Source organism: Brevundimonas sp. (assembly GCF_035561115.1).
Lineage (GTDB): Bacteria > Pseudomonadota > Alphaproteobacteria > Caulobacterales > Caulobacteraceae > Brevundimonas.
This window is the reverse complement of record NZ_DATMYH010000015.1, coordinates 1-5,704: the sequence shown is the minus strand read 5'-3', so window position 1 is coordinate 5,704 and position 5,704 is coordinate 1. Positions and strand designations below refer to the sequence as shown.

At 68.5% G+C, this 5,704-nt stretch carries 6 protein-coding genes; 1 reads left to right on the top strand and 5 read right to left on the bottom strand.

Going from position 1 to position 5,704, the window contains the following annotated elements; genetic code table 11:
* Positions 1-464 precede the first annotated feature (464 nt).
* Positions 465-2,915 (top strand): DNA topoisomerase (ATP-hydrolyzing) subunit B, encoded by a 2,451-nt coding sequence (gyrB, locus tag VN378_RS01645; RefSeq protein WP_325740354.1) that lies wholly within the window; start codon positions 465-467, stop codon positions 2,913-2,915.
* On the opposite strand, the gene VN378_RS01640 is transcribed toward gyrB, so the two are convergent.
* The 5 genes from VN378_RS01640 to VN378_RS01620 all read right to left on the bottom strand — a co-directional run bounded on the left by VN378_RS01640 (position 2,912) and on the right by VN378_RS01620 (position 5,582).
* A complete protein-coding gene (locus tag VN378_RS01640; protein WP_325740352.1) occupies positions 2,912-3,355 on the bottom strand; it encodes a surface-adhesin E family protein in 444 nt (147 codons plus the stop codon). The two genes, gyrB and VN378_RS01640, sit on opposite strands and share 4 nt — an antisense overlap.
* Before the next feature lie 74 nt (positions 3,356-3,429).
* On the bottom strand, positions 3,430-4,605 hold the full coding sequence (locus VN378_RS01635; RefSeq protein ID WP_325740350.1) for a DNA cytosine methyltransferase: 1,176 nt from the start codon (positions 4,603-4,605) through the stop codon (positions 3,430-3,432).
* Between the two features lie 49 nt (positions 4,606-4,654).
* Positions 4,655-4,924, bottom strand: a complete 270-nt coding sequence (locus VN378_RS01630; protein WP_325740348.1) for a DUF5985 family protein — start codon at positions 4,922-4,924, stop codon at positions 4,655-4,657.
* Complete coding sequence (locus VN378_RS01625) at positions 4,921-5,193, bottom strand: DUF5985 family protein (RefSeq protein ID WP_325740346.1); 273 nt, start codon at positions 5,191-5,193, stop codon at positions 4,921-4,923. The genes VN378_RS01630 and VN378_RS01625 overlap by 4 nt, the downstream gene beginning before the upstream one ends.
* Positions 5,190-5,582 carry a hypothetical protein gene (locus tag VN378_RS01620; protein WP_325740344.1) on the bottom strand — a complete coding sequence of 131 codons (393 nt, stop codon included), beginning with the start codon at positions 5,580-5,582 and terminating at the stop codon, positions 5,190-5,192. The genes VN378_RS01625 and VN378_RS01620 overlap by 4 nt, the downstream gene beginning before the upstream one ends.
* Positions 5,583-5,704: the final 122 nt, after the last annotated feature.

Sequence of the window (5,704 nt, the reverse complement as noted above, 5' to 3'; positions counted from 1 at the left end):
GCCGCGCCGCCCTGTTCGACGAGATCGAGGCCCTCGGCCTGCAGGCCTTCATGACCGGCACCGAGGCGGAGCTGTTCGCGCCCCTGCGCGGCCGGGCTCAGTTCGTGCGGGTGGCGGACGGCGGGTTCGCGGCGGAGGATTAAGCCTCGGGTCCCCGTCTCCTCCCTGTCGGCGAAGCCGATGGGGAGGGGGACCTGAAGGGGTGGAGGGGCGCCAGATTCGCGCGCGGTCGATACCCCTCCACCGCTTCGCGGTCCCCCTCCCCCTTCGCTCCGCGAACAGGGAGGAGACAGCACGGTGCGACGCCTTTTCCAGCGCCGCTTTTCCTCGCAATTCCGCCCTGAATCCCTATATGTTGCGGGCCTCGACGCGGATCGGATTCGCGTCCTGAAAACCGTCCGTTCAAGGCGGCCGAACCGCCGCCTTCCGAAGCCCTCCGAGAGGGCGTTTCACCGACCGAATATATGACCGATCAGACCCCGCCACCCGCCGATCTTGGGCGCAACGAAGACACCGCGGAAGAGGCCGCCTACGGCGCCGATTCCATCAAGGTCCTCAAGGGACTGGACGCGGTTCGCAAACGGCCCGGCATGTATATCGGCGACACCGACGACGGCTCGGGCCTGCACCACATGGTCTATGAGGTGGTCGACAACGCCATCGACGAGGCCCTGGCCGGCCACGCCGACCTGGTCCAGGTGATCCTCAACGCCGACGGCTCGGTCACCGTGACCGACAACGGCCGCGGCATCCCCACCGACATCCACGAGGGCGAGGGCGTCTCGGCGGCCGAGGTCATCATGACCCAGCTGCACGCCGGCGGTAAATTCGACCAGAATTCCTACAAGGTCTCGGGCGGCCTGCACGGCGTCGGCGTCTCGGTCGTCAACGCACTGTCGGACTGGCTCAAACTGGTCATCTACCGCAACGGCAAACGCCACGAGATGCGCTTCGAACGCGGCGACACGGTCGAGAGCCTGCGCGTCACCGGCGACGCGCCCCTGCGCGACAACGGAAACGTCCTCTCGGGCACCGAGGTCACCTTCTACCCCTCGGTCACCACCTTCGCCCACATCGACTTCGACCTGAAGACGCTGGAGCACCGGCTGCGCGAGCTGGCCTTCCTCAACTCGGGCGTGGTCATCAAGCTGCAGGACCACCGCGGGGCCGAGCCGTTCGAGGAAATCCTGCACTACGAGGGCGGGGTCGAGGCCTTCGTGCGCCACCTGGACAAGTCCAAGACGCCCATCCTCAAGGACGTCATCGTCATCCGCGGCAAGAAGGAGGGGATCGAGATCGATCTCGCCCTCTGGTGGAACGACAGCTACCACGAGACCATGCTGTGCTTCACCAACAACATCCCCCAGCGGGATGGGGGCACCCACCTGTCGGCCTTCCGCGCCAGCCTGACCCGCGTCATGGGCGGCTATATCGACGCCGCCGGGGCGGCCAAGAAGGAGAAGGTCTCGGTCTCGGGCGAGGACGCCCGCGAAGGCCTGACCTGCGTCCTGTCGGTGAAGGTGCCGGACCCGAAATTCTCGTCGCAGACCAAGGACAAGCTGGTCTCGTCCGAGGTTCGCCCCGCCGTCGAGGGCCTGTGCTCCGAGGGCCTGTCGACCTGGTTCGAGGAACATCCGGTCGAGGCCAAGGCCGTGGTCGCCAAGATCATCGAGGCCGCCGCCGCCCGCGAGGCCGCGCGCAAGGCCCGCGACCTGACCCGGCGCAAGTCGGCCATGGAAATCTCGTCCCTGCCCGGCAAGCTGGCCGACTGTCAGGAACGCGATCCGGCCAAGTCCGAACTGTTCATCGTCGAGGGCGATTCCGCCGGCGGCTCGGCCAAACAGGCCCGCAACCGCGAGAACCAGGCCGTCCTGCCCCTGCGCGGCAAGATCCTCAATGTCGAGCGCGCCCGCTTCGATCGGATGCTGTCGTCGGAGCTGATCGGCACCCTGATCCTGGCGCTCGGCACCGGCATCGGCCGCGACGACTTCAACGCCGACAAGCTGCGCTATCACAAGATCATCCTGATGGCCGACGCCGACGTCGACGGCGCCCACATCCGGACCCTGCTGCTGACCTTCTTCTACCGCCAGATGCCCGAGCTGATCGAGCGCGGCCACGTCTACATCGCCCAGCCGCCGCTCTACAAAGTGTCCAAGGGCAAGCAGTCGCGCTACCTCAAGGACCAGTCCGAGATGGACTCCTACCTGATCGAGGAAGGGTCGTCCGAGGCCGAGCTGGACCTGCCCAACGGCGAGCGCCGCGTCGGTCTCGACCTGCAGGCGCTGGTGCGCGAGGCCAAGGCCTTCAAGGCCGGCGTCGACCGCCTGTCGCAACGCGCCCCCGTCTTCGCCATCGAACAGTCGGCCCTGGCCGGCCTGTTCGACGAGGACGCCGCCGATCCGTCGAAGGCCGCCACCCGCCTGAACCTCTACGCCGAGGAGGGCGACGGCGACTGGACCGGCGCGCCGGGCGCCCAGGGGGCCGTGGCCTTCGAACGCGTGCGCCGCGCCGTGACCGAACGCATCGTGCTGGAAGAAGCCCTGATCCGCTCGCTCGACGCCCGTCGTCTGGCCGAACGCTCGATCGCCTTCGAGGGTCTGTTCGACAAGCCGGCCATCTTCCGCCGCAAGGACAAGGCCGTGACCATCCGCGGTCCGCTCGACCTGCTCGAGGCGGTGCTGGACGCGGGCAAGAAGGGCCTCGCCATCCAGCGCTACAAGGGTCTGGGCGAGATGAACCCGGAACAGCTGTGGGAGACCACGCTGGACGTCAACGCCCGCACCCTGCTGAAGGTGCAGGTCGAGCATCAGGAGGACGCGTCGGACCTGTTCGCCAAGCTGATGGGCGACGTGGTCGAGCCGCGCCGCGAGTTCATCCAGGCCAACGCCCTCGACGCGGCCGTCGACGCCTAGGCCGCGGTCCGTCCGGCGTCGACGAAGGCCTTGATGCTGGGCCAGACCGGCGGCTGGGCGCGCGAGCCCTTGCAGACGATGTTGTTCAGAAAGTCGGGCGAGGTGTTCGGACGGACGTCCTCCCAGGCCGCGCCCTCTTCCGGATAGCGGTCCGCCTCTGCGCCGTCGGGGCCGTATTCGACCACTCCGGCCGTGCGCCATTTGCCGGTGGCGCACTGGATTTCATAGGTCTCGACCGAATGGCTGTAGTCGCCCGGCGATCCGGTCCTCGGCGCGGTCGCGACGCGGACCGTGGTGATGTCGCCGTTGGCCGCGATACTGTCGATGTCGGCCATGAAGACGTTGGCCTGGCTGCGCGAGAACGGATGCCAGTCCTCGGCCGCGGCCGGCGCGGCCGCCCCCGCCGCCAGAACCACAAGGCTTAGTGCAAGATATTTCACGATGATCTCCCCAGACCCCTGCGCCGCATGATGCGCCGCTGTGCGGCTTTGGCAAGAGGCCCCCGGGGCGTGGATCAGGCTGCGCGGCGCGCGCCGGCGGAGGCCTCCAGGATCGGCTCGAACAGCCATTCCGCCAGATGCCGCACGACCGGCACGGCCACGCCGTCTCCCGTCAGCCGGTAGGCCGCGCTGCTGGACGCCGGCAGCCTGTAGCTGTCCTCCAGCCCCATCAGCCGCGCCGTCTCGCGGGCCGACATCAGCCGCGAGCGCACGTCTCCCCGGTCGACGACCAGAACCGTCTGGCGGCTGGACCCGCCCGCCGGGGTGCGCAGGCAGCCCGCGAGGTCGAACCGCACCTCGGCCCGCTGCAGCCTGACGCCGTCGGCGGTCTGACGCGTCCGCCGGTAGAGGGCCCCGACCCGTCGTCCCCCGGCGCGCCGGGCCTGCTCCACCTTGGCCAGATGGACCGGCGACATCAGAGCCAGCAGTCGGGCCGTCCGTTCGGGCGGACTCCAGATCGCATCAACCGGGTCGTCCTCGATCAACGCCGCCAGATCCGCCGGCCGCGCATCCGGCTCGGGCAGCCGCCACCAGACCATCCGGACGCGCACAGCCTCGGGCAGGCGATCGACGGCGCGACGTAGGGCGGCCGGATGGAAGGGTTCGAGGGCGCCCGGCGCCGTCAGTCCCGGCGGCGGCGGCAGGTCGCCCCGGATGCCGATCACGAAAAGCCGTGGCCGCGACTGGGGCAGGAACCGGTCCGCGTTGATGACGAGGGCGCCCCAGCGATAGCCGGCCTCGACATAGGTCCGGCAGACCACCTCGAAATCCCGTCCGCCCCGCGACGTCAGCGTGCCGCACACATTCTCGACCGCGACGATCGCCGGCGCCCGTCCGTCGGCCGCCAGCCCCCGCGCTACGTCCCAGAAGGCGTGGAAGGTCCCCGACCGCTGTCCGCCAAGGCCGGCCCCCACGCCCGCCAGCGACAGGTCCTGGCAGGGGAACGAGCCCCACATCAGATCGGCCGCACCGGGCAGGCCGTTTGCGAGCACCGCGCCGATATCGCCGAGATGGAAGTCCCCGTCGCCCCAGTTGGCGCGATAGGCCTGACCCTTGCCGGCGTCGATGTCGTTGGCGAACAGGCATCGCCAGCCGTCGCCCAGCCCCGCCCGGACCATGCCGCCGCCGGCGAAGAATTCGTAGAAGCCGGGACGATCGTCCTCCGGCGTTTCTCGGCGCGATTCGCTCATGTGCCGACGCTGAAGCCGCGCCGCCCCTGAGTCCATCCGAAGCGGCGTCTCAATGCGTCGATGAGTCCCGCGACTTGGCGGCGATGGCCCAGATGATGATCAGGAAGGCTGCCAGCCGGATCAGGTAGAAGGCGCTCTGCTCCTCCCTCGGCACATCCCGGACGGCCGTCAGCAGCGGCACAAGCCCCATCAGCAGGAAGGCCGCGGCGAAGGCGAGGAACAGGCGGTCGCCGGTCCGGCGCCAGAATTTGAGAAAGAACAGGGCGGCGATGGCGTTGCCCGTGATCACCGCCCCGGTCATCATGACGACGGGGCTCATCGATCGACCTCCCAGATGAAACCATACAGCAGCACGCCCACCGCCAGCACGGACGCCGCCAGGCGCGGCGCCCCGAGGTCGATCTCGCGCAGCACCAGCATGTCGAGACAGACCAGCAGGTTGTTCACGGCAAGAAGGGTGAAACAGGCCGCGCTCCACAGCAGCAAGGGCTGGCGGGATCGCCGGTAGCTCCGGACCAGCAGGCCGGCGCAGATCGCACTGGTCAGAAGACACAGGCCGTAAACGAGCGATGGGCCCCAGTGGCTCATGGCTTCCATCCCCCCAGCCGGAATGAATCCGCAAATCCCTTCAGCGGGTCTGACCTGCGCGAAGTGATCATGTTGACGAGCGACACCGGCCGTTCCCGATAGGCATCCTGCAATGCGTCCGACAGAACCGCCAGCGCCGGAGACGCGGGCGCGTAACGGAAGCCGTCCTCCCGCTCCATCACAAGACCCGCCCGACAGAGCACCGTCAGGCAGTCCTTGACCAGCGTGGCGCTGGCGCGCATTTCGGCGACGAGGCCTTCCGCCGTCCATGCGATGTCGGGGTCGCGCTTGAGGACGAGCAGGGCTTCGAGAGCCCACACTGAAGGAATCGCCGCCTCGATAAAGGCAGCAAGCCCGGGCGCCCCGCCGGATGAATCGCCGGCGTTCACGTCCCGTCTGCCCGATCCGGCCCCGTCCGCATGACGCGGAAGCTAACGCCTGACCCCCGGAAGGCAACGCCAAAATATCTTCATCGCCCGCGGAAACCTTACCGCTCCTCATGGTTTTTTGC